Origin of the sequence: Domibacillus robiginosus (genome assembly GCF_000966195.1) — a bacterium.
GTDB classification, from domain to species: Bacteria; Bacillota; Bacilli; order Bacillales; family Domibacillaceae; genus Domibacillus; species Domibacillus robiginosus.
Genome location: NZ_LAHL01000009.1, coordinates 130,338 through 153,334 on the forward strand (window position 1 = coordinate 130,338; position 22,997 = coordinate 153,334).

24 protein-coding genes and 1 riboswitch are annotated in these 22,997 nt (G+C 46.1%); of the genes, 2 read left to right on the forward strand and 22 right to left on the reverse strand.

The features are described 5' to 3' along the window. Positions 1–424: 424 nt before the first annotated feature. The 12 genes from VP97_RS05740 to prsW form a co-directional block, all read right to left on the reverse strand. Complete coding sequence (locus VP97_RS05740) at positions 425–1,150, reverse strand: hypothetical protein (protein ID WP_050180734.1); 726 nt, start codon at positions 1,148–1,150, stop codon at positions 425–427. A 22-nt stretch (positions 1,151–1,172) separates the two neighbouring features. Then, positions 1,173–1,373, reverse strand: a complete 201-nt coding sequence (locus VP97_RS05745) for a DUF2768 domain-containing protein (protein WP_050180735.1) — start codon at positions 1,371–1,373, stop codon at positions 1,173–1,175. An 18-nt stretch (positions 1,374–1,391) separates the two neighbouring features. Beyond that, positions 1,392–2,432: an NAD(P)H-dependent glycerol-3-phosphate dehydrogenase gene (locus tag VP97_RS05750; RefSeq protein ID WP_050180989.1), complete on the reverse strand. Its 1,041-nt coding sequence runs from the start codon at positions 2,430–2,432 to the stop codon at positions 1,392–1,394. Positions 2,433–2,453: 21 nt separating this feature from the next. Then, entirely contained in the window at positions 2,454–3,764 is a 1,311-nt protein-coding gene (der, locus tag VP97_RS05755) for a ribosome biogenesis GTPase Der (RefSeq protein ID WP_050180736.1), read from the reverse strand. A gap of 120 nt (positions 3,765–3,884) precedes the next feature. Then, a complete protein-coding gene (fni, locus tag VP97_RS05760; RefSeq protein ID WP_050180737.1) occupies positions 3,885–4,955 on the reverse strand; it encodes a type 2 isopentenyl-diphosphate Delta-isomerase in 1,071 nt (356 codons plus the stop codon). Between the two features lie 19 nt (positions 4,956–4,974). Continuing rightward, positions 4,975–6,114, reverse strand: coding sequence for a 30S ribosomal protein S1 (rpsA, locus tag VP97_RS05765; protein ID WP_050180738.1), 1,140 nt, complete (start codon positions 6,112–6,114; stop codon positions 4,975–4,977). Positions 6,115–6,203: 89 nt separating this feature from the next. Then, positions 6,204–6,791, reverse strand: a complete 588-nt coding sequence (locus VP97_RS05770) for a lysophospholipid acyltransferase family protein (RefSeq protein WP_050180739.1) — start codon at positions 6,789–6,791, stop codon at positions 6,204–6,206. Between the two features lies 1 nt (position 6,792). Then, the gene (cmk, locus tag VP97_RS05775) at positions 6,793–7,464 is read right to left on the reverse strand and encodes a (d)CMP kinase (protein WP_050180740.1); all 672 of its coding nucleotides are present in this window, start codon (positions 7,462–7,464) and stop codon (positions 6,793–6,795) included. 85 nt (positions 7,465–7,549) lie between these two features. Beyond that, positions 7,550–8,209 (reverse strand): flagellar brake protein, encoded by a 660-nt coding sequence (locus VP97_RS05780; protein WP_050180741.1) that lies wholly within the window; start codon positions 8,207–8,209, stop codon positions 7,550–7,552. A 95-nt stretch (positions 8,210–8,304) separates the two neighbouring features. Next, positions 8,305–9,642 (reverse strand): germination protein YpeB, encoded by a 1,338-nt coding sequence (gene ypeB / locus VP97_RS05785; RefSeq protein WP_050180742.1) that lies wholly within the window; start codon positions 9,640–9,642, stop codon positions 8,305–8,307. 12 nt (positions 9,643–9,654) lie between these two features. Further along, the gene (sleB, locus tag VP97_RS05790; protein WP_050180743.1) at positions 9,655–10,404 is read right to left on the reverse strand and encodes a spore cortex-lytic enzyme; all 750 of its coding nucleotides are present in this window, start codon (positions 10,402–10,404) and stop codon (positions 9,655–9,657) included. 93 nt (positions 10,405–10,497) lie between these two features. After that, entirely contained in the window at positions 10,498–11,166 is a 669-nt protein-coding gene (gene prsW, locus VP97_RS05795) for a glutamic-type intramembrane protease PrsW (protein WP_050180744.1), read from the reverse strand. Between the two features lie 75 nt (positions 11,167–11,241). On the opposite strand from prsW, the gene VP97_RS05800 reads away from it, so the two are divergent. Then, a complete protein-coding gene (locus VP97_RS05800) occupies positions 11,242–12,192 on the forward strand; it encodes an asparaginase (protein ID WP_050180745.1) in 951 nt (316 codons plus the stop codon). 14 nt (positions 12,193–12,206) lie between these two features. Here the strand turns inward: VP97_RS05800 and VP97_RS05805 are convergent, their stop codons facing one another. The 6 genes from VP97_RS05805 to VP97_RS05830 form a co-directional block, all read right to left on the reverse strand. After that, a complete protein-coding gene (locus tag VP97_RS05805; RefSeq protein WP_050180746.1) occupies positions 12,207–13,184 on the reverse strand; it encodes a YpdA family putative bacillithiol disulfide reductase in 978 nt (325 codons plus the stop codon). Between the two features lie 73 nt (positions 13,185–13,257). Beyond that, positions 13,258–14,145, reverse strand: coding sequence for a MerR family transcriptional regulator (locus tag VP97_RS05810; RefSeq protein WP_050180747.1), 888 nt, complete (start codon positions 14,143–14,145; stop codon positions 13,258–13,260). A gap of 66 nt (positions 14,146–14,211) precedes the next feature. Further along, positions 14,212–14,976 carry a metallophosphoesterase gene (locus VP97_RS05815; RefSeq protein WP_245629844.1) on the reverse strand — a complete coding sequence of 255 codons (765 nt, stop codon included), beginning with the start codon at positions 14,974–14,976 and terminating at the stop codon, positions 14,212–14,214. Between the two features lie 23 nt (positions 14,977–14,999). Beyond that, a complete protein-coding gene (locus tag VP97_RS05820) occupies positions 15,000–15,278 on the reverse strand; it encodes a hypothetical protein (RefSeq protein WP_050180748.1) in 279 nt (92 codons plus the stop codon). Positions 15,279–15,355: 77 nt separating this feature from the next. Next, positions 15,356–16,798 (reverse strand): RecQ family ATP-dependent DNA helicase, encoded by a 1,443-nt coding sequence (locus VP97_RS05825; RefSeq protein WP_050180749.1) that lies wholly within the window; start codon positions 16,796–16,798, stop codon positions 15,356–15,358. Continuing rightward, positions 16,795–17,844 carry a YpbB family protein gene (locus tag VP97_RS05830; RefSeq protein WP_156153427.1) on the reverse strand — a complete coding sequence of 350 codons (1,050 nt, stop codon included), beginning with the start codon at positions 17,842–17,844 and terminating at the stop codon, positions 16,795–16,797. The genes VP97_RS05825 and VP97_RS05830 overlap by 4 nt, the downstream gene beginning before the upstream one ends. Before the next feature lie 204 nt (positions 17,845–18,048). On the opposite strand from VP97_RS05830, the gene VP97_RS05835 reads away from it, so the two are divergent. Then, positions 18,049–18,297, forward strand: coding sequence for a ferredoxin (locus tag VP97_RS05835; protein WP_050180751.1), 249 nt, complete (start codon positions 18,049–18,051; stop codon positions 18,295–18,297). A 38-nt stretch (positions 18,298–18,335) separates the two neighbouring features. Here VP97_RS05835 and VP97_RS05840 read toward each other — a convergent pair whose 3' ends face one another. The 4 genes from VP97_RS05840 to ccsB form a co-directional block, all read right to left on the reverse strand. After that, entirely contained in the window at positions 18,336–18,908 is a 573-nt protein-coding gene (locus VP97_RS05840; protein WP_050180752.1) for an ECF transporter S component, read from the reverse strand. Between the two features lie 150 nt (positions 18,909–19,058). Beyond that, a riboswitch (FMN riboswitch) is annotated at positions 19,059–19,190 on the reverse strand. Between the two features lie 43 nt (positions 19,191–19,233). Further along, positions 19,234–21,012 carry an ATP-binding protein gene (locus VP97_RS05845; protein ID WP_050180753.1) on the reverse strand — a complete coding sequence of 593 codons (1,779 nt, stop codon included), beginning with the start codon at positions 21,010–21,012 and terminating at the stop codon, positions 19,234–19,236. Next, a complete protein-coding gene (locus VP97_RS05850) occupies positions 21,009–21,725 on the reverse strand; it encodes a response regulator transcription factor (RefSeq protein ID WP_050180754.1) in 717 nt (238 codons plus the stop codon). Before VP97_RS05850 ends, VP97_RS05845 begins: the two co-directional genes overlap by 4 nt. Before the next feature lie 78 nt (positions 21,726–21,803). Further along, positions 21,804–22,991 (reverse strand): c-type cytochrome biogenesis protein CcsB, encoded by a 1,188-nt coding sequence (gene ccsB, locus VP97_RS05855; protein ID WP_050180755.1) that lies wholly within the window; start codon positions 22,989–22,991, stop codon positions 21,804–21,806. Positions 22,992–22,997: the final 6 nt, after the last annotated feature.

Here is a 22,997-nt window from a genome sequence, read left to right on the forward strand (position 1 = left end):
GAAAGGAAGCCGGTGAAACCCAATGTGTTTCCCATTCTTTGCTGGAAAAAACAGAAAAGACCCTTCAACCTGTCTGCTTTTCAGAAGCACAACGGGCGGAGGGCTGCCGGCGCAGCCTTCCGCGGGACGAGCGGACAGGCTGAAACAGATAGCACAAAGCGATGGCTGGTTCATCGTTCGCCCCTACTATTAGCGAAGCCGCCAGTCCGCAGCCCACTGACGCTGTTTTTCAAAAGGGGCGGCTTTCGGGCAAGCTAAAAAACATGCCCCATACACCTTTGAAAAAACAAATTTCCTCTTAACCTTTTTGTTTTTCAACACTAAGAAGCTGATTACCTACTATATAAAGGTAATCAGCTTCTTTCATTTACTGTATATTGATAAAAATACCCGCTAAAGACCTGCTTTTTTGGTGGCCTTCCTATTACATAGTTTTCTTTTTATTCATAAAAACAGGCTCTCCCTGTTCATCGACTGTGTAGGGAAGTGAAAAAGCCGGTACAAAGGGAGAGGACTGCATCAGCAGGCTCCGAATATCCTGACCCGGTGCCGGCGGCTTGTCCACTTTTTGAAGAGATGTATACAAATCTGCAGCATAATCAACGTAAATGGTTCCGTCACCCGTGATGACAAGCGGCAGCTGCCTGCCGGAGTAAGGACTTGTAACGTATGGCTCTTTTTCAAACCCAAGCTCTTTAAAATCGAGCGAATACACATTATCTGATAGTGTTTCCTTAAATGGAGGATATTCGTGAGCAAGCAGCCGAACATTGACGCTTCGAATCTGCTCCGCCACCCGTAAATCAATAAGCTTGACCGTTGGGTCGTTTTCCACATCTACCAGTACATACTGATAAATACCACCGCTTTCAAAAGCACTGCCCGGTGGCTCAGCCATAAAACGCGGTGATATTTTGGCAAAATCAACCGGGTACTTTTCATAAAGGTCCGGGTTATTTTCCTTCGTTTTAATCGGCAAAATTCCGCCCTCTTCTTGCTGAAATTGCTCTACCGCCCTTTGAACCGCCTGCAGTTGATCTTCATACGGCTGTTCATTTTGACTTCGTTTTTCGTCGGGGTACAGGCAGCCGCCCAATCCAAAAGAAAGCACTACAGCCCAAAAAAGAAGCAGGCTTTTTTTCTTGATCATGTTTACTGATTCACCCCCTTTACTAACGGGTCGGACCGCTTAACACCACATAAGCAACAATAAGCCCGCCAACAATCATACACAGATAAGCGAAAAGCGCTGTTATTCCTTTTAAAAAACGGTTATGAAATTTGTAACGGCTCAAATAAATTGACAAAATCGATACAATCATCAGCCCCATTCCGGCAAATGAAATCCACATTTTCAGCATGGATGGCGACATGGGCATTCGTCCTTTCCCTTAATCCTGCTTTGTATCTAAAATATCAATCAAATCTTCTAACTCATGTTTTTTGACGCGGGCCATCAAATCGTCTACGGCCTTTTTCGGTTCCTGGGCCTGGAATAAAATATGATAAAGTGCATGGGTGATCGGCATTTGAACGTCGTATTTTTCAGAAAGCTGATAACCAGCTTTTGTCGTACGAACTCCTTCTACTACCATTCCCATGCTTTCGAGCACTTCATCGAGCTTTTTCCCCTGACCGAGCATATGTCCAGCTCGCCAGTTTCTCGAATGCACGCTTGTACAAGTGACAATTAAATCTCCAATACCCGCAAGGCCGGAAAAAGTAAGCGGATTAGCGCCCATTTTCGTACCGAGACGAGCAATTTCTGCCAGTCCGCGAGTGATAAGGGCGGCCTTCGCGTTATCGCCATAGCCAAGTCCATCCGAAATGCCGGCGGCCAGTGCAATGATATTTTTTAGAGCACCGCCAATTTCCACGCCAATCAAGTCCGGATTGGTGTAAACCCGAAAGTGCTGATTCATAAATAAGTCCTGAATTTTTTGCGAGGCTTCTAAAGAACGGGATGAAACGGCGACTGTCGTAGGATGACGCAGGCTTACCTCTTCTGCATGAGAGGGGCCTGACAGTACGACGACATTCTTCAGTACGCTTGCCGGCATTTCCTGTTCAATCATCTCAGAAATGCGCAGGAGTGAATCCGGTTCAATTCCTTTTGATACGTGTACAATGGTGACTGGAGCTTTAGCGGTTTCCACAATTTGCTGGGCCACTTCCCGAATCGCTTTTGTTGGTACAGCAAGCACGACGGTCTCGGCGCCTTCAAGCGCTTCGTCAAGTGATGTAGTCCCGCGGATCGTCTCTGGCAGTAAAATATTCGGCAAATACCGGCTGTTTGTGTGATGGGTATTCAGTTCAGCCATCCGATCTTCGTTTTTTGCCCACATGGCCACATCAAGATCATTGTCGGCAAGCACAAGGGCAAGAGCGGTTCCCCAGCTCCCTGCCCCCAGCACTGCAATTTTTTCTGTCATCTGAAGCACAGCCTTTCCTTCTTATTTTCTTGCGCGCGCAATAATGTGAATCGGCGTTCCTTCAAATGCGAACGCATCACGAATGCGATTTTCAAGAAAGCGGAGATAAGAGAAATGCATGAGTTCCGGCTCGTTAACAAATACAACAAACGTTGGCGGCTTGACCGAAACCTGCGTGGCATAATAAACGCGCAGCCGTTTTCCTTTGTCTGCCGGCGCCGGGTTCATTGCAACTGCATCGGTAATCACATCATTCAACACACTTGATTGAACACGCATCGAGTGGCTTTCGCTCGCCCGGTCAATATACGGCATGAGTGTATGAATCCGCTTTTTCGTCTTGGCAGACAAAAACACAATAGGCGCATAGTCTAAAAATTGAAAATGACTGCGGATGTTTTCTTCAAATTCACCCATTGTTTTTTCATCCTTTTCAACAGCATCCCATTTGTTTACCACAATCACAACAGCCCGTCCTGCTTCGTGCGCGTAGCCGGCAATGTGCTTATCCTGCTCACGAATGCCTTCTTCCGCGTTTAAAACGACCAGCACAACGTCGGAGCGTTCAATCGCTCTCATCGCACGCAGTACGCTGTATTTTTCAGTTGTCTCATATACTTTTCCGCGTTTTCTCATCCCGGCTGTGTCAATGATTACATACTTCTGGCCATTATACGTGTAGGGAGAGTCAACCGCATCACGCGTCGTGCCTGCAATATCGCTAACAATAACACGATCTTCGCCGAGCAGCGCATTTGTAAGAGACGACTTTCCTACATTCGGACGGCCAATTAGGGAAAATTTAATGACATCATCTTCGTACGGCTTGTCTTCGCCCGTCGGAAAATGTGACACAACTTCGTCAAGCAAATCTCCAAGGCCGATACCATGTGAACCGGAAATCGGAAAAATCTCACCGAAACCAAGTGAATAAAAATCATAAATATCTGCCCGCATATCCGGGTTATCAATTTTATTTACACCAAGTACAATCGGCTTTTTAGACCGGTATAAAATTTTGGCTACTTCTTCGTCTGCCGATGTGACACCTTCACGCCCGTTCACGATAAAAATGATCACATCCGCCTCATCAATCGCAATTTCAGCCTGCTGGCGAATTTGATCTAGAAAAGGCTCATCACTTAAGTCAATACCGCCTGTATCAATCAGGTTAAATTCATGCGTCAGCCATTCGCCTGAACTGTAGATACGGTCGCGAGTTACACCCGGCACATCTTCGACAATGGAAATACGTTCACCGGCAATTCGGTTAAAAATCGTTGATTTACCTACATTCGGCCTTCCAACGATCGCAACAGTTCGTTTCATCATTACATCTTTCCCTTCAATGGTTCACCCAATTTATTCTCATTACTTTTTTATTTTGTTCAAAAGAAAACCCTTCTACCATGAGAAGGGGTCCAATCAACAATTTATTTTATCATATTTTGGTTATGAATCAAATGGCACCGGCGTCCGGCGGGCAAAACGCTCCGGCTTTAAGCCCCGCGCCTGCAGCCATTGGCCCGTTTCTCCTGAGACAATAAGCGGAACGCTGTGAAGGTGGGAAATAGACCGGGCACCCAATGCGCACATCATCATTTTCATGTCCGCCTTCATCTGTTCAATATGCTCTACGAGCGCTTCCTGTCCATCAGTCAGCAGCACATTCAATAAAAATCCGGATAGTCCCGCTGCTGACGCGCCAAGAGCCAGTGATTTAACCACATCATCCGCATACTGCAGGCCACCCGAAGCAATAACTGTATGTTCTGGAGCTCCGGAAGCCGTTTCAACGATGGATACAGCAGTAGGTATGCCCCAGTTGTTGAAAAAAGCAAGAGGGCGCGTTGCCCGCTCGTTTTCAACCGCTGCGAAATTTGTTCCGCCAAAGCCCGCTGTATCAATAGCGGCCAGTGGAAGGCTGCTCAATAGCTGCGCCGTTTCACTGCTGATGCCGAAACCGGTTTCCTTCACTACAACGGGAATATCAACTTTCTCACAAATAGCCGCAATCCGGTCGACAGCACCGCGGAAATCACGGTCTCCTTCAGGCATCGCCAGTTCCTGTACAACATTCAGATGAATCTGCAAAAAGTCTGCATCAATCATCTCGCACACTGCCTGTGCTTCCTTCACGGTCGCTTCTGATCCGATGTTAGCCATCATGATTCCATCCGGGTTGGCTTTACGGGCTGCTTCGAACGTGGCCCGCTCTTCCGGGTGGCGAAGCGCTGACATTTGAGAGCCCACTGCCATAGGAATCTCGCATGCCGCCGCTACTTCTGCCAGTTGCGTGTTTATGCGTGCTGTTGCTTCTCCGCCTCCGCCTGTCATCGCATTCACAAAAATCGGCGAACTCCACTGAAGTCCGCCGATTTCGGTCGATAGCGATATATTTGTGACAGAGGAACCAGGGAGGCTCTGATGAACAAATTGAATATGCTCCAATCCTGTTCGCCGGCTTTGCCCTGTTGACAGCGCATAATGAATATGATCAATCTTGCGTTCCGCTCTGCTCAAAATGTCATCACCGTCTTGTTTATTTTAAATCTTTTAGCTGATCGCCTAGAATATCACCAATTTGGAAGCCTGAGCTTTCTTCTGGCAGTTCATATGAATCAACTGTTTCTTCTGCTTCATGCTCTTCAAAGGATTTCATGCTGAGGGATAAACGATGTTCCTGTTCATTGGCATCCAGCACTTTTACTCTAACAGACTGTCCTTCTTCAAGTACTTCATGAGGAGTGCCAATGTGGCGGTTTGAGATTTGAGAAATATGAACAAGACCTTCTACTCCTGGGAACACTTCTACAAACGCACCGTATGAAACAAGGCGCTTAACCGTTCCTTCGTGCTCGGAGCCAATCGGCGCACGATCTGCAATGTTTTCCCACGGCCCAGGCAGTGTTTCTTTAATAGATAAAGAAATTCGCTCACTGTCACGGTCAATAGACAGTACTTTCACTTTTACTTCCTGGCCTTCTGTTAACACATCAGACGGTTTTTCTACATGCTCATGAGAAAGCTGAGAAATGTGAACGAGTCCATCCACACCGCCGATATCAACAAATGCGCCAAAATCTGTCAGGCGCTGTACTTTTCCGTCAATTACATCTCCCGCCTGGATGTCTTCAAGTACTTTCTGTTTGTTTTCAGCTTTTTCAATGTCTAATACTGCCCGATGTGAAAGAATCAACCGGTTTTTATCTTGTTCAAGCTCCACGATTTTAAGTTTCATAACGCGGCCTTTGTAATCTTCAAAATCTTCAACGAAGTGATCTTCAACGAGTGAAGCCGGAATAAAACCACGAATGCCAAGATCTACAACGAGGCCGCCTTTAACGACTTCTTTAATCTCCGCTTCAAAAATAGCGCCTTCTTCAAATCGTTGTTGCATGTCATCCCACGCTGTTTCCGCATCGGCTTTGCGCTTCGATAGGACATATAGATCATCTTCTTCTTTTGTGACAAGCAGTTCAAGCTCGTCGCCTTCCTGGACGACATCTGATGCTTTTTCTACGTGAAGGCTTGACAGTTCACTGATGGGAATAATACCGTCTTTCTTGCTGTCCGGAATTTCCACCTGGACTTGCTTTTCTTCGACTTTCACGACCGTGGCACGCACTTTATCGCCAACGGAGTAGTTATTCACTTCTGCTTGGTTCATATCCTCTGTCATATGTAATCCTCCTCAATACAAACTGCGTCAATTTTAAAAATTCTTACTTCTAACTTCTTACAAACCGCCCAATTTGTCAAGCCGGAAGCTCATCGGTTATGCTCTTTTATTAAAGTCCCGATTGCCTCCATAATAGCCTCGGTTGCTTCTTCAGCTGAGGCTTTTCGCTCACGAAGTGCAGCCATGTCGACGGGCGGCCCATACACAACCTGCAACGGCTTCCCTAATTTATAAGGGCCGATGATAGCACAGGGTACAACGGCTGCATCGGTTCGAAGCGCAAAAAAACCTGCACCAGCAAGCCCCTTGCCTAGCTCGCCGGTTTTCGAACGTGTGCCTTCCGGGAAAAGCCCCAGAACTTGTCCTTCTTTTAAAATTTTCAAACCAGTTCGAATGGCTTCCCGGTCACTCATGCCGCGCTTGACCGGAAAAACATTCAGCTCTTTCATTAACTTCCCCATCCACTTCTTTTTAAACAATTCTTCTTTTCCCATAAAGCGGACAGGCCGTTTTGACGTAATGCCGACAATAGGCGGATCGAGATTATCAATATGGTTTGCACACAGAAGCACGCCGCCTTCTTTTGGGAAATGTTCAAGGCCCTTAATATGAATTCGGTAGGCGGGAGTTAAAATAGATTTTACGACTGTTTTAGCGAATGTATAAAAAGTGACCATTTTACTCCCCCGCTCCTGCTGCCGCCATAATCGCGTCAGCTACCTCATCGATCGACATATGTGTCGTATCAATTTCAATTGCACCTTCCGCTTTTTTCAGCGGCGACTCTTCCCTCTCTGTATCCATTTTGTCGCGTGCGGCAATCTCTTTTTTTAAATTCTCCAAATCTGATGAAAACCCTTTTTTCAAGTTTTCAGCATGACGTCGCTTTGCCCGCTCATCTACACCGGCCAGCAGAAAAATTTTCACATCTGCATCCGGCAGCACACTCGTCCCAATGTCACGCCCGTCCATTACCACACCGCCTCTTGCCGCTAATTCCTGCTGGCGCTGTGTCATATCTCGGCGAACCTCGCTATGACGTGCGACCGCCGAAACATTATTGGTTACGTCATCTGTTCGAATCACTTCAGTGACATCTTCCCCGTCCAACAGAACCATCTGGCCCTTTTCTCCCTGCCGGAGGGAAATGGTCGTATCAGCCAGCAGCTGACCAAGGGCTCTGCCGTCTTCTACATTTATGTCGCGCTGGAGCGCTTTATACGTAATCGCTCTATACATCGCCCCGGTATCAATATAAATATAAGAAAGCCGTGCCGCCACAATTTTAGCAGCGGTGCTTTTTCCTGCAGCGGCAGGGCCGTCAATCGCGATTTGCAGTTGTTTTTCCATCTTTTCACCTCATCAAAAAATTCTTATTCATTTTATCATAGATTGGTTTGGACACAAAAAAAGAACCCAAACGTTGGGCTCTTGATTATTCCAGTCCTTTCCTGCGAAGCCGCAGCTGTTGTTCAAAGCAAAAGCGCATAAGCATCTGCTGTTCTGTGTGAGGAAGGTCTTTGAACTCAAAAGACCCAATGCGGCGGCCCTTATCATCCTGCTGAATCCGCACCAAATCTGCCCTTGCTTCAAAATAAAGGGGTTCGGCCTGCTGAGATGGCAGTACGCCGTATACCGTTGCTTCCGATCCTTTTCCCACTTCAACCGAGTCCGGAAGAACAACCGCCGCACCACCGGCACTAATATCTTCCGTCAGCGAAGAAAAGGGCGGCATTCCTTTGAATTCAATCGCTGTATCCACTGCTTTTTGAATCCGGACAAATTTCCGCCGCTGTATACGGACGTATTGATTGGCACCGGGGTCCTGTAAAACAAGCATAGGGATTTTCTTTTTCACACGTCCAATCACTTCGGTGCGAAACAAGTATACAGCGGAAGAAGCGGCCGGATCAAGAAAGCTGACAGTCAGCCGCATGCCCTCCATTAAAAAAACAGCTCGATTTGTTTGAACACTAATCGGATAATCGATAAACAGCTTTCCGTCTTCTACATCAACTACTTTGCATCTGTATTCTTCTTTTTTATCCGTTTCTTCAAACGGTTCTAATGTAATCACAACACCGGGCTGAAGCATTTACATCACTCTCTTTTTCCCAGACTGCGTTTTATAGGTCAAAACGCTCATTGAAAAAAATTATAAAGGATGTAAGACCTAATTGCAATAGGCTCTTACTGTGCGTAGCCCGCTTCCGCTTCTTGAAGTTTTTCAATCCGTTCTTCCGTTCCATTGTCTGCATTGATAAAAATGCGATAAGACGCTGTTCCGTTTTCCGCTAAAAATTCGTAGCACATCATATCCTTCATTTCCTCATTTGTTACGATTGCTTTTTTTGTTTCCATGACGGTTAATTTTGGATGCAGCTCTTTTTTTGCTTCCTCTTCGCTTAAAGCAGGCTCAGAGATTTTCCACTCTTTTTTATTTTTCCAGTAATTCTGCGCTTCAAGGCCCGTAACGGCACCTGTGTCGAGCGCTGTTTTGATCGTTACAGACTCCGGGTAAACAAGCGTATCTTTGATTTTTTTAGTAAATGTAAAAACGCCTGTATGGTCGTACTGCGCACTATTTGTCATGACCATTCCTTCAAAACCATGTTTTTTCAAGAAAGCATCCGCTTTTTGAGAGGCGTCATGTAAGCTCATTCGGCTTTTGCCTGGCGTTCTGTTAACAGTAAAGGTTAAAGGATAGCCGCCTTTTTTCGTGATATCCATACTCGCCTCTTCACCGTCCTGCCCTGTAACCGACACATGGTAAAATGGCACCGACGCTCCTTTTAAGCTGCTGTTTACTGACGTCACTTCTGCGTCAAACTGAAAATAGTCCTTGGCCGTTTGAGCTGCTTCTTTTTTGCTAATCATCGGTCCTTTAAGCTTTTTAAGGGCGTCGTCTGACACCGATTTTTCGACTTGAGTTGCTTTGAATACATCGGCTTCAGAGAATTCAGATGCTTTTTTCTCAATGGTATTAAAGCCGTCAATCACTGTATTGTCTTTTGGCTCATCGCCATTGGCCGCCGCATGTGCCACGTCCGTCCAGCGCAGGTTTTTATCCAGTACATTCATCTGCACAGCACGAAGGTCATTTTGAATATCAGCCGACTGCTTGTAAAGCGACTCAAGCTGCTCGTACTCTTTTTCTGTTAATGGCTCCGTATCAAGATCACGCACTGCCGTGTTGTATGTGAAGTCACCGCTTTTTCCTAAAAACTCCTCGGTTTTTGAAAAAGGCATAAATCCGAGCGGCAGGCGGCTGATCGCATTGTGTGCTTCGGATGTAAGACGCCATACATCCGTCAGCGCCGGTGTTAAATTGGCTTTTGAATTCATGGCCAGCGCTTCTCCTGTCCGGTCGTGAATCACATCCACCTGGTAAACAAGTTCATGAAACGCCTGCTGGTACCCATTCTCTGCTTCCACCATCAGCTGCTGCTTTGCCTGGTGCTGCCTAAATCCCCAAACTGCTGTTACAGCCAAGAGCACAGCGAGTGCTACTGTGATAAATGTCCGCATGTTGATCGTCTCCTATTCGCAAAAAATATGCTGGCCAATTTGCTTGATTTGCGGCCGTGACCAGATCCAGCCGCTTGTAGCGGTGTCTGGATTAAAGTAATAAAGCGCTTCTCCCGTTGGATCCCATCCATTAATGGCGTCTAATACGGCTTCTTTCGCCTGCGGGTTTGGCGTAAGCCAGATTTGCCCGTCTGCTACAGCCGTAAACGCGCCCGGCTCAAAAATAACGCCAGAAGCTGTGTTCGGAAACGATTCACTCGCGATTCGGTTTAATATAACGGCAGCAACTGCTACCTGGCCTTCATAAGGCTCTCCTCGCGCTTCTCCATAAACAGCATTGGCCATCAGCTGAATATCATTTTGAGAAAACCCGGCCGGCGTGTTTACAGATTGGGCCGACGTTTTGGTTCCACCGTAGTACGTAAATGCTTTTCCTTTGTGCATCTGGTTTTTCACATGCTGCTCATCGTATTGGGAGACTTGTTCAAGCTTCCGCTTTGTGGATTCACCTGCTAACCCGTCTACTGGAAGTCCAAATGATTCCTGAAAGTTTCTTAATGCCCAGTAGGTTGACCACCCGAATACTCCGTCGATTTGATTACGGTAATAGCCGGTATATTGAAGCCTTGATTGCAGTTCAATAACATCCTCCCCTTCAGCTCCGCGCTGAATGACTTGCCCTGAAAATGCCCCTGCATGCCCGGATGCAAGCAGAAGGACAAGCGTCAGAAAAACGGCAATCTGCTTTTTCCACTTTGTCAATTTCGTTCACCATCCTATCGAAATATAGGACTAGTTTGTCATCCTCCTCTTTTTTTATACGAAAAAAAGAGGCGCCCGTTTGAGCAGCCTCTCTTACAATTTCAGCTTATGATACGCCTCTGTCAAAATGTGCGCTTTTTTTACTTTTTGCATCGCAAACCACCATAAAAACAGCATAAATGGGATCATGTAATAGATCCAGGTGCTTTCAATCACTAAAATGTAATCGAATAACCCGTGAAGAAAAAACGGCACAAAAAACGCGAAAGCCAGCATTTTTTTTTCTGCATATTGATCTCCGAATTTTGCCCGGCTAAAATAATACCCCATAATCGCTCCAAACAACGCGTGGCTCGATACAGGCAAAAGCGCCCTCACAAAAGCATACTCCACGCCGTGTGCAACTAAATAAAGCACATTTTCTGCTGTGGCAAAGCCAAGTGATACGCTCGTTGCATAAACGATTCCGTCATACGGCTCGTCAAAATGTGTATGCGAGTAAATAAGAAAGTATAAAATAAACCACTTCATAAATTCTTCTGGTATAGCCGTCGAAAAAAACGCCTGCACAAATCCCGGACCAACAATTTGTTCTTCTACCAGTACATATTGAAAAAACATAACCGGAAACGTTACGACGATGCCGTATAAAAAGGCCTTGGCAACAGTTAAAACCGGTTCTGCTTCATAGCGGTCACGCAAATAAAAAAATACTAAAAGCGCCAGACCAGGCGCAATCCCTGCTGAAAGAATCGGGATCATCCATGTTCCCTCTTTTCTTTCTGTTTTTTCCATCGTATCATGAGACATGAAGATTGAAAATAAGGAGCATGAATCATGTCAAAAAAACACATTTTACTGCTGCACACCGGCGGTACGATTTCTATGAAAGAAAACGCGGCTGGCAGTGTAGCACCCGATGGCGCTAACCCGATTGCCGAAGTGATTCATATTCCCGGTGTTGAAGCGCGCTATACCGTAAAGGAACCGTTTCAGCTCCCTTCTCCTCATATGACGCTGGAGAAAATGCTTGTGCTCAGGGAGGAAATTGAAGCCTCCGATGCAGATGGTGTCGTCATTACACATGGTACAGATACGATGGAAGAAACAGCGTTCTTTTTACATATCACATTAAACACACCGCGCCCGGTTGTTTTAACAGGCGCTATGCGCTCAAGCAATGAAGCGGGTGCAGACGGTGTTCCCAACCTGACCGCCGCTGTTAAAACGGCCGCAAGTCCTGATGCCCGGGGCAAAGGGGTGCTCGTTGTCATGAACAACAGTATTCACAGCGCCGAGTTCGTCGCCAAAACAAATTCCGGCAGTCTTGATTCTTTTCAAAGCCGCAACAGCGGGCCGATTGGCACTGTTTTAAAAACAGGACCCCGCTTTTTTTCAACACCGTCAGAATCACAGGCATTTGCCATCACAAAGCTGAACTACCGTGTACCCGTTTTAAAAGCATATGCCGGCATGGATGATTTTTTAATCTCACAGCTGGCTTCTTGTGACGGTGCAGTCATCGAAGCGATGGGACAGGGAAACATACCCCCGGAAGCAGCCAAAGCACTTGTGCCACTGATCCAATCCGGTTTTCCCGTTGTGATCACATCAAGATGTGAAAACGGCATTGTAGAACCTGTTTATGCGTATGAAGGAGGAGGCGCTGCTTTAAAAGAAGCCGGTGCTCTTTTTGCCCGCGGCTTAAGTGGACCCAAAGCCCGCTTAAAACTGATCGCCGCCTTGTCCGCAGGTTACAAAGGGGAGCTAAACCGCTTTTTTCTGTAAAAGAAGACGGAGCATTATGCTCCGCCTTCTTCTTTTTTTTGAATAGCCGCTGCAATGTCACCGCCGTGAAAACGGCCGTTTTCAATGAAAATTTCATTTGCATTATTGCCGGCTGCAATCACACCTGCAATAAAAATGTTTTCTACATTCGTTTCTTTTGTTTCTTCATGATAAAGGGGACGGCCGGTCTCTTCATCAATTTTCACACCCATTTTTTTTAAAAAAGCATGATCCGGATGATAGCCGGTCATGGCAAAAACAAAATCACTTTTAATGGTATGCTCATCTCCACGCACTTCATACGTGAGTGATTCCTGGTCAATTTTTTTTACTTCTGCATCAAAGATCATCCCAATTTCGCCATGCCGGACAAGCGCTTCAAACTCCGGTAAAATCCACGGCTTTACACTTGGTGAATAGCCGCTTCCACGGTAAAGAACCGTTACTCTTGCTTTTGCTTTATGAAGTTCAAGCGCCGCGTCTACTGATGAATTTTTACCGCCGATAACGACCACATCTGTATCAAAAAAAGGATGTGCCTCTTTAAAATAATGAAAAACGTGGTCGAGCTCCTCACCCGGAATATCCATATAGTTTGGATGATCATAATAGCCGGTCGCGATGACAACATAAGGTGTTTCATACGATCCTTTAGACGTATATACATGAAAAAGGCCGCTTTCCTGTTTATCAACCCGTTCTACGTTTTCAAAGCGGTTAATCCGCAGCCCTTTCATCTTTACGACTTCCCGGTAATAAACTAGCGCTTGATTTCGATGAGGCTTGCGCTCTTCAATAATAAAAGGCACATCCCCAATTGCCAGCTTTTCACTTGAACTGAAAAACGTTTGATGCGTCGGATAGCCATATATCGCATTCACAACATTTCCTTTTTCAATCACAAGCGGATTTTTGCCTATTTTTTTCAGCGCTATCGCAGCCGCAAGACCGCATGGCCCTCCGCCTACTATAATACATTCTTCGGTTTTCATTTCATCCGCTCCCGTTCTTTTTCTCTGCCTTTCCTATTGTAGAAAAAAAGCCGGCTTATTTCAATCCAGCCGCTTACAAACGGCTGTTCATCCACTCGCTCCATTCGCTTTGCGTAGAGCCAACAATGTATGGCCGGACACGATCAGGAACCGAACCAGTGGTTGCGGATCCTCCTACCCCAATATGCATATCAGGATATGATTCTTTTACCTCATCTGCAAGCTGCAAAGTTGGCTCAAGATTTTGCTGAAGTGTGCAGGAAAGAAATAAAAATTTCGGCTTTACAGTTTCAAGAACGGTAAAGATATCGCCTTCTTTAAGACTTGCTCCAAGGTACACCACTTCGTAGCCGAGACGCCGGACAAACAGGGTGAAAATAAGCAGCCCCAGCTCATGCCACTCATCCGGTCCGCAGACGGCCACCACTTTCGGCAGTACGCCGTTATGCGGAAAAGAGTGCATCACCATACCGATCCGTCCACGCAAAATAGAGGTGGCGAAGTGTTCATGCGCGGTTGTGATCTCGCCTTTCTCCCAGAGCGTTCCGATTCGCACGAGCAGGACCGCTAAAATATGAATCGTTACGTTATCTATTGTATAAAGCGAAAACGCTTTGTTGATTAATTCCTGTGATTTCATTTCATCAAAGCGGAGCAGCGCCTGGAGCAGCTCTTCAGTCAGCGCATCCTGCTGGCTTGTTTCTCCAAGCGAAAGACGCGCTTGAATTTCTTCTTCATGCTGGTCGAGAAGAGAGGCAGCCTGGCTGATCGTAAAACCCTGTTGAACCTTTTCCGAAAGCCACTTGAGCTTCCGAATGTGCTCATCTGTGTAAAGCCGATGCCCCGCTTCATTGCGAACTGGCTCCAGAATTGAATACCGCCGCTCCCATGCGCGGAGAGTTCCGGACTGAATGCCTGTTAATGTGGATACCGCTTTGATGTTATATTTCCCTTCATTCATAAAGCTCTTCCCTTTCACGGATACGTAGTACATCCATTATACGAACCGGCCTGGAGTCCGTAAAATTTAAATAGTCTGCTCTGGACGGCAAATGGTAATGAAATGTGTTTCCGCTCTGGCACCCAGCCGCAGCGGCACACCCGTTGTGCCATAACCATTTGAAACGAGCACATGCGTGTTACCCACCTTTTTCCACCGGCCTTTTTCATACATTCCCCACCGTCCTAAACGAATTTGTCCGCCATGGGTATGGCCGCTCAAAACGACAGCCACCCTGTCTCTCGGCCCAATGGTACGGATAAAAGCCGGATTATGGCTTGCAATGATTTTAAAGGCGTCTGGCGGAACATTATGAAAAAGCGCCGCTTTGTCGCTTTTTCCTTTGCTCAGGTCATCCGTTCCAAGCAGGTATACATCGTCACTCAAGGGAACCGAGCCATTTTTCAGTACGGTTACCTGCCACTCTTCAAAAATAAGCGCGAGCTGTTCTAGACTCACTTCATAGTCATTATTGCCAGGCACAAAATAAACCGGTGCAATAGAAGACAGACGCTTCACGTTTTCGCGAATACGCTTCCTGTTGACGCCTCCTTCACATAAATCACCGCCAATAATCACTGCATCCGCACGCCCTGACACTTCGGCAATCACGGATTGATGAACGAGCCTACGGTGAATATCAGAAATAAAAAAAAGCGCAAGGGGCGCTTTTTCCGGAAATCGATCATCAGTGATCACTGTTTCTTTTACCTCATTTCGGAATGCTTCCTTCCACATATATAAACCAGCTGCTGCTACTGGAAAAGCAGCTGCCATTACTTGTTTCCACATCGTTTTCAGTCCTCTTCTATTGGTTACTGTTCCTTCCGGGCTGTTTCCGGCTGCGCATCATCCGGCTGTTCATGAACAATTTGATTCACAGCTGGCTTTTCTTCTTTAAAAGCGTATACGGCTATAAAAGGTGATGCAATAAAAAAGACGAGCAGTGCTGTAATCAATGGAAAACGGCTTCTTTTTTCTCCTTTTTCTTTTACAGGGCGCTGCAGCGCTTCCCCTTCAATCAACGCAGATTCTTTTACTTTTTCAAGCGGCTGTTTGTGCTGCTCAGCTATTTCACGATAAGGGTCTTTCATGATCTTCGTTCCTCCCATTGGTCATCGTAAAAGAAATTATTATTATTATACCCGACCTGCTCCAATAAGGTAATAGGTTAAAATTCTGGTAAAAGAATGTTCAGCCGTTCCCGCCAATCCATCCCCTTTTCAGCCGTTTCCATCCGGTCCTTCATTTTGTACAGAACAGGATCCAATCCGCAGCGATCGCAGCATTGAAGCTGCTCGGACGCTTTTTCGTGGAACATCTGCATATAAGCGGCTCGGCGGCAGTCTTTTGACTCAACCCAATGCTTCATTTCCACCCGCTTCACCGCTTTTTTTTCAAGAAGCTTCCTTCGAACATCACGAATCAATTCGCTTCTTGACTGTCCCTGTTCATCAGCCGTTTTGGCATAATGAACCAAAAAACGCAGCTGCGTTTCTGAAAGCGGCGGCTGTACATCACGCGGGTGAAGTCCGTATTCTGTTACCTGGCGAATCTGTCCTTCATCTGGAAATTCAGATTCCGCAATGAATTCATGCAGCTTTTCATCTCCCGGCACATACAAAAGAACCGAAATAGCCGGCTTGCCGTCCCGGCCTGCCCGTCCAATCTCCTGTAAATACGCTTCGATTTGTGCAGGCATATGATAATGAATCACGAAACGGACATTTTCTTTATTAATTCCCATGCCGAATGCACTGGTCGCACATACTATATCTATTTCACCATTTAAAAATTGATGCTGAATCAACAAACGATCGCCCGCATCCATACCTCCGTGATAAAAAGCAGATCGATTGATGCCGTGCTGTTTCAAATAAGCAGCCGCTTCTTCTGCTGATTTTCTTCCTGAAAAGTAAACAATGCCAGGTGCCTGTAAAAACTGCACCCATTCCAAAAGCCGAACCCGTTTTTGCAGCGGTTCTTCTACCATTTCAATATTAACGGCAATGTTCGGACGGTTTACGGAAAAAACCCACTCTTCCACATCAGTAAGCCGGAGTTTTTCACGAATGTCTGCGCGAACTTTTTGATTGGCTGTTGCTGTTAGGGCAAGGGTTAACGGACTTCCGAGCTGGGTTCTTGCTTTGCCGAGCAAGCTATAATCCGGACGAAAATCGTACCCCCATTGTGAAATACAATGGGCTTCGTCAACCACAAACAGGGCAATGGAAAGCCCACGCAGCGCCTGCATCACATTCGGCATCTGCAGCATTTCCGGAGATAAAAAAATAAATTTATACCGGTCAAGCCGAAGAAGGGCAGCATTTTTTTCTTTGTACTGCAAAAAAGAATTCAAGGCGATAACCCGTTTTTCACCTTTCATTTTTAATTGCTCAACCTGATCCTGCATAAGAGAAAGAAGTGGTGACACAACTACGACAGAACCGCTTAACATATAAGCCGGAAGCTGATAGCAAAGTGACTTGCCTGTTCCCGTCGGCAGCATACTGAGTGTATGGCGGCCGCCAAGCAGCGATTCGATTGTTTCCCGCTGTCCCGGCCGAAAGGATGAAAAGCCGAATGTTTGATACAAATGTTCATCAATAGTCATGTTGTTCCCCTGCTTTCCTTTGCCAAAACGAGCCGAATCTCAAAATACGAATGATCCGGCAGCCGATCTTTAAGCGGTTTTAGCTGGCGTACCCCGCTAGAGCCGCCCGCTTTTAAAACAGCGGCTTCTTTTTGTTCATCAATAAACGGCCGGATCGAAAAATACGGATCATTCAGGGCTAACTCTACAATATGATCTTCAATCGTTGCCCGTTTCAGTCTTCTGGCCGCTGCCACCTCTTCAATTTTCATGCCTTTATGTAAATAAGCAGCTGTTTTCCGCGCAGATTCGGTTAAGGGAACCGATACGGTAATATCGCTCAAAAGCTGCTTCAAAAGCGGAAGTTCTTCTCCTTCATTCATAACGGTCTGCACGACAGCATGCAGGCTGTGCAAAAAACGGAACCAGTATTCTGTTGGTTCCATACAAAGAAGGTCTGCTGTCTGCTCAATTGTCTTCCCTGTTTGTGAATGGCCGGAAAAACGCAGCAGAAGACAGTCGGGGTGTTCCGGCTGTTTCTCCAGCACAAAACGAATTTCCCGATGAAACGAAGCGGCAAGCTTTCCCTTTTCAAATCCGTTTTTTTTCACAAACTGTTTTACCCATTGCTGTACACCTTCATCGCGTGTAATGGGATAATAGGTCCGGTCTTGATAAGCAAGATGGGAAACAACTTGAACAGCCAGCTGCAGCCGGCTGAAAAAAAGAGGCGCGGTACCGCCCAGCTTCCACCCTGATAAATGGGGGAATGTGCCGATTTGCCCTAAGACGTCTTTTATTTCATCCCTTCCTTTTGCTGTTACAAAGGAGCGCTGCCGGTCTCCTTCCAGGCAGCCAGACTGCTGCAGCCCTTCGATCAGCTGGTCAAACAGGGCCATTGTCAAAAATGGCGTCGTTTGAAACCATTTATCGAGTTTAAACAAATGAGCATCCTGAATCGTTTGTGCCGACTTTTTTCCTTTTAACAAATGAAAAACAGATGAAGCCGTTCGTTCGCCCTCTACTTCCTTCAGCATGCATAGCACTACCGCTTCAAGACACCTCAATTTGCCTCCCACCTTTCTTCACAGCGCTAGTGTATCACAAAACATGCGTTCCTGTCCTTTCTTTTTGTTTCCCTTTTCATTGAAACCCCTTTCATTCAACCGATAGGAAGTTTTTTATTGAAAAGTAAATTAATCAGACTTAAAATGAACAATAGAAGTGTTTCCACATACGCTTACTGACTGATTTTATGGGAGGTTTAAATCTTGGCGAAGTATACGATTGTCGATAAAGACACATGTATCGCTTGCGGCGCTTGCGGAGCTGCAGCCCCTGATATTTATGATTATGATGATGAAGGCATCGCATTCGTTATTTTAGATGATAACGAAGGAACGGCTGCTGTCCCTGACGTTCTTGAAGAAGATATGCAGGATGCATTCGAAGGCTGCCCGACTGATTCAATTAAAATTGCCGACGAGCCGTTTGAAGGCGACGCGTTAAAATTCGAATAAAATAAAAAAGCTGGTTTCCAAATTGGAAACCAGCTTTTTTATGCAGCGACTGTTTTTTTCGTCCATGCCTGCAAACGGATGAAGACAGCATAAAATACAGCGCCCACAATCAAGCCTTTCACAAAGTTAAACGGCAGAATACCGGAAGTAATCATTTGACGCATTTCCGGACCGCTCATGGCCGGCGAACCGAGGAACAGCGTGTAAGCAGGCAATATAACAAAGTAATTTAAAACACTCATGAGGACCGCCATTGAGATCACACCCGTTAAAATAGCAGCCGGCATCGCTTTTTTTGTTTGAAAGCGCTGATAAACAAACGCAACCGGTAAAATAAAGGATACACCTGCCGCAAAGTTTGCCAGGTGACCGACAGGAACACCGGTTGGACTGCCTGTCATAATAAAATTAATGACATTTTTCAAAAATTCCACTGTAATGCCGGCAATCGGTCCAAACACAACAGCCGCAATCAGAGCAGGTATATCACTAAAATCAAGCATTAAAAAGCCTGGAAACGGCGGAATAGGAAAATTAAGCAGCATTAACAAATAAGCAAGTGCAGACAATAACCCCACAGCCGTGAATAATCGTACATTGTTTTTTTTCATTTTCTCGTTCTCCTTCTTTTTCATCCATCTTTCTTTAGAAGGAAAGCGGCCAAGGTCCTGAAAGCAAAAACCCCTCAAGCGGCAGCTTAAGGGGAGAAAAGTCGTACACAAATAAACGTCCTTTGTATTGCTTTTTGAACGCCGGCACACTTCCATCTTCTCCCATCCAGACTATACTGTCGGCTCCGGAATCACACCGGATCCTGCCTTTCGGCTCGCGGGCTTTGGGACAATGTCCACTTTACCGCCGGTCGGGAATTTCACCACGCCCCGAAGATGAAATGATTAAATTTGTCTTTTATTATCTCTATTCTCTATCATTCTGTCAAGCCTGCCGCGGCAGTGTAAAAAAGAAAACCGTACCGTGCCCGAGCCGGCTTTGCACTTTGATCGTACCGCCATGCGCATGGACGATGTTTTTAGCAATGGATAGCCCGAGCCCCGTTCCGCTTCTTCCGCGCGTTCTCGCTTTGTCTGCTTTGTAAAAGCGCTCAAACACAAAAGGAAGATCTTCTTCAGGAATACCACCACCCGAATCCTGCACTTGAATAAGGTGGACTTTTTCTTTTACCTCATGAACAAGCGTGACGCGCCCATCCTCCGGTGTGTGACGAAGTGCGTTATCAATTAAATTGGTTAGCACCTGTTCAATTCGGTCTTCATCAATGAATATGATCGTTTCTGCTTCCTCAGTTTGCGCAGTAAGCGTAATGTTTTTTTCTTTAGCGAGCCCTTGAAATTTATTGGTTACCCGCTGTAAAAACGGTTCTAAAACAGTGTCGGCTCTGTGCAGCGTAATGTGGCCTGCCTGCATTCTGGCAAGATCAAGCAGTTCATTGACGAGGCGGCCCATCCGCAGTGACTCTTCGTGAATAATTTGGGCAATTTCCCGTTTTTCCTCTTCGGTTGCGGCAATATCATCTACAATCGCTTCACTGTAGCCCTGCATCATAGAAATAGGTGTCCGAAGCTCGTGGGATACATTGGCGATAAAGTCCTCACGCAGTTTATCTAGCCGCCGTTCCTCGGTCATATCACGGACAACGGTTACCGCTCCGCGTACCGAATCTCCGTTGTAAAGCGGGCTGACGATCATTACGTAAGAACGTCCCTGCATCGTCAATTCGCCTTCTTGCTCTGTTTCCGTTTTAACGGCTTCTTGAAACAAATTCTGCAGAAGCGTGGGCGTCTCCGTTTCGGTTCCCAGCGCTTTTTTCTCAAAATTCCAGTTATGCAAAAACTGCCGGGCCGGCGGATTTTTAATTAACACCGCTCCGTCCTGGTCCAGCGTAATGACGCCGTCTGCCATAGAACTTAAAATACTTGAGAGCTGTTCTTTTTCCTGGTTAAGCGCATGGATGTTTCCTTTTAGCTGATAAGCCATCCGGTTAAAAGAAGTAGCGAGTGCTCCAATTTCATCATTTGTTAAAATCGGCACCTTGGTATCAAAATTTCCCTGTGACAGCTCTGTTGCGGCTGTACGCATCGTGCGAAGCGGTGCTGTCACACGTGTAGAAAGAAAAAAAGCAAATACAGTTGTTAAAATAATCGCAATCCCGGCAGCGATCAAGATCAGCTTGGTCGTCTGCTCGGTCGTTTCTTTCATAACTTCCAGAGATTGATAAATAAATACCGCTCCCGTTTGACCGTTTGCAAGCTTAAACGGCACACCCACAATAAATGAATTTTCACTCCGGCGGTCTCCTGCTGTACCAACAGGTGTATTAATTTCCGCTTTTACTTTTTCCTTGTCAGTAAAAACAGCGGCGAGCTCAGGATTGTCTGTAATCACATTGCGGCTGATTTGTGTGTTCGTGTCCTCGAGCGGAGAAAAATGAAAAGTTCGTTCGTTTTCAGCGATCACAATATGAGCCGGTTCATCCACAAGCTCCCAGGCTACCTCCAGCTTCGTTTCTTCATCGCCGTAGTTTTGAATCACTGTCGCAATTTTTTCGGCCGTATTTTCAAGCTGCTGCTCTACCTGAGCAATGTTGTAGGTCTCAAAGAATTCCAGCAGCAGGATAGTTAAAAACGCAAGTACAAAGGAAACGAGAAGCAGGATGGTAATCCACAGCTTCCCGACAACACTTCTCCATATCTTCATTCATTTCCAACCTCAAATTTGTAGCCGACACCCCACACCGTTACAATCATTTTAGCCGCTTCTTCCGATACCTTACTCAGCTTTTCACGCAGACGCTTTACGTGGGTATCAACCGTTCTTAAATCACCGAAAAACTCGTAATGCCATACTTCCTTCAGCAAATGCTCCCGGTCAAATACTTTATCCGGCGCTTTTGCCAGAAAATAAAGAAGTTCATATTCCTTCGGTGTTAAGTTCACTTCTGCATTGTCTGCTGTGACCCGGTGTGCATCATTATCGATTGTTAAATGATTATAAACAATCAAGTCTTTTGACGTTGTGTCCGTATGTAAATAAGTCGTTGGAGACGAACGGCGTAAAAGCGCTTTTACACGCAGCACCACTTCACGCGGGCTGAACGGCTTTACAATATAATCATCCGTCCCTACTTCAAAGCCTTGAACGCGGTTGGCTTCCTCTCCTTTTGCTGTCAGCATGATAACCGGTGTTGCTTTTTTAACCCGCAGCTCGCGGCATACTTCAATCCCGTCTTTGCCTGGCATCATCAAATCAAGCAAAATACAGTCATAATCGTTTTCAAGTGCTTTTTCGAGCGCTTCCTCTCCATTTTCCGCTTCATCAATAAGATAATGTTCCCGTTCCAGATACATTCGCAGCAGCCGGCGAATACGCTCTTCGTCATCTACGATTAAAATACTCAGTTCTTTTTCCACAAGCATTCCCTCCCATACGCACATTATCTACTATTATAATACAAAAAAAGGTCCCCGCCAAAGACGAGGACCGATTTGTTATGCATAGGAATGAAGCCCGGCAATCACCAGGTTTACAGCTACAAGGTTAAACATAATAATGCCAAAGCCTACAACGGCCAGCCATGCTGACTTTTCCCCGTGCCAGCCTTTTGATAAGCGCAGGTGCAAAAAAGCAGCATAAAACAAAAACGTAATCAATGCCCATACTTCTTTTGGATCCCAGCCCCAAAAGCGTGTCCAGGCAATCTGAGCCCAGATCATAGCAAAAATCAGCGCCCCGAGTGCAAAAACCGGAAATCCAATTAAAACAGACCGGTAGCCAATTTCATCAAGTAAATCCGAGCTTACATTTCGGACAAGCGGCTGCAAAAGAGCGGCCACTCTCCTTCGGGTAATCAAGCGAATAAGCATATATAAAACAATGCCGCCGACAAGCGACCAGATCACTGTATTCAGCTTTTTTGCATTGATAAACGCCGGCATTTCGGCAAGAGGCTCCATCTTCCCTTCTGTGAGAAGTGTTCCTTCGTTTGGTCCGACAAGAGCCGGCAGTCCAAATTCCTGACTGGCTGCTTGATCCTCTTTGTTTACATACTCGAATTCCGATTTGTAGCCGGAAAGCGTAAATCCTGTTGTCAGTAAAATAAAAGCCACAACCGAAACGATAAAAAACATGACGGCTTCAAGCCACCTTGTTTTTTTCGTGCTCTTCGTCTGGTCGATATTTTTCACGAGATAAATCATACCGGCAATAAAGCTGATCGCCAGTATTCCCTGCCCGGCAGCCGCAGTCGTCACATGAATGGCCAGCCAGTGGCTTTGCAGCGCTGGAATGAGCGGGCTGATTTCACTCGGAAACATGCTTGCATAGGCGATGATAATGAGTGCAACAGGCAGGGCAAACAAACCAAGCACAGCTGTTTTATAAATAAAGAAAAGCAGAATAAAAGCACCGACGATCATCATGCCAAAAAACGTGGTGAACTCAAATAAATTGCTTACTGGCGCGTGACCCGCCGCCGCCCACCTCGTAAAAAAGTACCCGAGCTGGGCAGCAAATCCAATGATGGTGACCAGGATACCAAGCCGGCCCCACCGGTTCAGCCCTTCCCCGTCACGAAGCCCTTTTTGGCGAATCGAACCGCCAAAAAGAAATGTCGCAGCCAGGTACAAAAAAAATGCTGCTTCAAGCAGCGTACTGCTTACACCCGCTAAATTTGCCATATAACG

Coding starts and splice junctions, on each gene's coding strand:
- VP97_RS05740 (WP_050180734.1), bottom strand. CDS start 1,150: ATGATCAAGAAAAAAAGCCTGCTTCTTTTTTGGGCTGTAGTGCTTTCT.
- VP97_RS05745 (WP_050180735.1), bottom strand. CDS start 1,373: ATGTCGCCATCCATGCTGAAAATGTGGATTTCATTTGCCGGAATGGGG.
- VP97_RS05750 (WP_050180989.1), bottom strand. CDS start 2,432: ATGACAGAAAAAATTGCAGTGCTGGGGGCAGGGAGCTGGGGAACCGCT.
- der (WP_050180736.1), bottom strand. CDS start 3,764: ATGATGAAACGAACTGTTGCGATCGTTGGAAGGCCGAATGTAGGTAAA.
- rpsA (WP_050180738.1), bottom strand. CDS start 6,114: ATGACAGAGGATATGAACCAAGCAGAAGTGAATAACTACTCCGTTGGC.
- VP97_RS05770 (WP_050180739.1), bottom strand. CDS start 6,791: ATGGTCACTTTTTATACATTCGCTAAAACAGTCGTAAAATCTATTTTA.
- cmk (WP_050180740.1), bottom strand. CDS start 7,464: ATGGAAAAACAACTGCAAATCGCGATTGACGGCCCTGCCGCTGCAGGA.
- VP97_RS05780 (WP_050180741.1), bottom strand. CDS start 8,209: ATGCTTCAGCCCGGTGTTGTGATTACATTAGAACCGTTTGAAGAAACG.
- ypeB (WP_050180742.1), bottom strand. CDS start 9,642: ATGCGGACATTTATCACAGTAGCACTCGCTGTGCTCTTGGCTGTAACA.
- prsW (WP_050180744.1), bottom strand. CDS start 11,166: ATGATCCCGATTCTTTCAGCAGGGATTGCGCCTGGTCTGGCGCTTTTA.
- VP97_RS05800 (WP_050180745.1), top strand. CDS start 11,242: ATGTCAAAAAAACACATTTTACTGCTGCACACCGGCGGTACGATTTCT.
- VP97_RS05805 (WP_050180746.1), bottom strand. CDS start 13,184: ATGAAAACCGAAGAATGTATTATAGTAGGCGGAGGGCCATGCGGTCTT.
- VP97_RS05810 (WP_050180747.1), bottom strand. CDS start 14,145: ATGAATGAAGGGAAATATAACATCAAAGCGGTATCCACATTAACAGGC.
- VP97_RS05815 (WP_245629844.1), bottom strand. CDS start 14,976: ATGTGGAAACAAGTAATGGCAGCTGCTTTTCCAGTAGCAGCAGCTGGT.
- VP97_RS05820 (WP_050180748.1), bottom strand. CDS start 15,278: ATGAAAGACCCTTATCGTGAAATAGCTGAGCAGCACAAACAGCCGCTT.
- VP97_RS05825 (WP_050180749.1), bottom strand. CDS start 16,798: ATGACTATTGATGAACATTTGTATCAAACATTCGGCTTTTCATCCTTT.
- VP97_RS05840 (WP_050180752.1), bottom strand. CDS start 18,908: ATGAAAAAAAACAATGTACGATTATTCACGGCTGTGGGGTTATTGTCT.
- VP97_RS05845 (WP_050180753.1), bottom strand. CDS start 21,012: ATGAAGATATGGAGAAGTGTTGTCGGGAAGCTGTGGATTACCATCCTG.
- ccsB (WP_050180755.1), bottom strand. CDS start 22,991: ATGGCAAATTTAGCGGGTGTAAGCAGTACGCTGCTTGAAGCAGCATTT.